This is a genomic window from Chrysosporum bergii ANA360D, assembly GCF_029891735.1.
Taxonomy (GTDB): Bacteria; Cyanobacteriota; Cyanobacteriia; order Cyanobacteriales; family Nostocaceae; genus Umezakia; species Umezakia bergii.
Genome location: NZ_JANQDH010000017.1, coordinates 1 through 2,018, shown reverse-complemented (window position 1 = coordinate 2,018; position 2,018 = coordinate 1). Strand labels below are relative to the sequence as shown.

1 rRNA gene is annotated in these 2,018 nt (G+C 51.1%); it reads left to right on the top strand.

The features are described 5' to 3' along the window. Nucleotides 1-83 precede the first annotated feature (83 nt). Nucleotides 84-2,018, top strand: a 23S ribosomal RNA gene (locus tag NWP17_RS02605); the annotation flags it as partial.

Sequence of the window (2,018 nt, the reverse complement as noted above, 5' to 3'; positions counted from 1 at the left end):
AGAACCAGCCAGAACCTTGAAAACTGCATATAGATAGATAAGAGAGCCGAAATCGAAAGATAGAAGTAAGTGAAGAACCAAGTGGTCAAGCTAATAAGGGCTCATGGTGGATACCTAGGCACACAGAGGCGAAGAAGGACGTGGTTACCTGCGAAAAGTTCCGGGGAGTTGGAAGCAAACAGAGAGCCGGAAATATCCGAATGGGGCAACCCTGAACACTGCCTGTTGAATATATAGACAGGAAAGAGCGAACCTGGCGAATTGAAACATCTTAGTAGCCAGAGGAAAAGAAATCAAAAGAGATTCCCCGAGTAGTGGTGAGCGAAAGGGGAAGAGCCTAAACCAAGGGGTATACCTCTTGGGGTAGTGGGACAGCAACATCGAATCCAGAGACTAGACGAAGCAGCTAAATACTGCACCAGAGGGGGTGAAAGTCCTGTAGTCGAAAGTCAAAGGATAGAAGCTGAATCCCGAGTAGTACGGGGCACGAGAAATCCCGTATGAATCAGCGAGGACCATCTCGTAAGGCTAAATACTACTGTGTGACCGATAGAGAACAAGTACCGCGAGGGAAAGGTGAAAAGAACCCCGGGAGGGGAGTGAAAAAGAACATGAAACCGTGAGCTTACAAGCAGTGGGAGTCCGATTAAACGGATGACCGCGTGCCTGTTGAAGAATGAGCCGGCGACTTATAGGTACTGGTAGGTTAAAGCGGGAATGCTGGAGCCAAAGGGAAACCGAGTCTGAAAAGGGCGCTAATCAGTATTTATAGACCCGAACCCTGGTGATCTAACCATGGCCAGGATGAAGCTTGGGTAAAACCAAGTGGAGGTCCGAACCGACCGATGTTGAAAAATCGGCGGATGAGCGGTGGTTAGGGGTGAAATGCCAATCGAACCAGGAGCTAGCTGGTTCTCCCCGAAATGTGTTGAGGCGCAGCGGTAATGAAAAAATTGGGGGGTAAAGCACTGTTTCGGTGCGGGCTGGGAGACCGGTACCAAATCGAGGCAAACTAAGAATACCCAAGGATCACATTGCCAGTGAGACGGTGGGGGATAAGCTTCATCGTCAAGAGGGAAACAGCCCAGACCACCAGCTAAGGTCCCCAAATCATCACTAAGTGAAAAAGGAGGTGGGGTTGCAAAGACAACTAGGAGGTTTGCCTAGAAGCAGCCACCCTTGAAAGAGTGCGTAATAGCTCACTAGTCAAGCGATCCTGCGCCGAAAATGAAAGGGGCTAAGTGATGTACCGAAGCTGTGGGATTAGAAATAATCGGTAGGGGAGCGTTCCGTAGTAGTGAGAAGCAGTAGCGGCAAGCAGCTGTGGACGAGACGGAAGTGAGAATGTCGGCTTGAGTAGCGCAAACATTGGTGAGAATCCAATGCCCCGAAACCCTAAGGGTTCCAGAGGCAGGTTCGTCCACTCTGGGTTAGTCGGGACCTAAGGCGAGGTCGAAAGGCGTAGTCGATGGAGACCGGGTCAACAATCCCGGACTACAATATGGGAGCAAAACTAGGGACGCATGAAAGATAGCCACGCCCTGAATGGATTGGGAAGAACGTTACGACGGTCGAGTGGTGAAGGAAAGTGCCAAGAAAAGCTAGGGTTGTGATGAACATATAGTACCCGTACCCGAAACCGACACAGGTAGGGAGGTTGAGAATACCAAGGGGCGCGAGATAACTCTCTCTAAGGAACTCGGCAAAATGGCCCCGTAACTTAGGAAGAAGGGGTGCCTGCCGAAAGGCAGGTCGCAGTGAAGAGATCCAGGCGACTGTTTACCAAAAACACAGGTCTCCGCCAACTCGAAAGAGGACGTATGGGGGCTGACGCCTGCCCAGTGCCGGAAGGTTAAGGAAGTTGGTCAGTGGAAACATGAAGCTGACGACCGAAGCCCCGGTGAACGGCGGCCGTAACTATAACGGTCCTAAGGTAGCGAAATTCCTTGTCGGGTAAGTTCCGACCCGCACGAAAGGCGTAACGATCTGGATGGTGTCTCAGAGAGAGACTCGGCGAA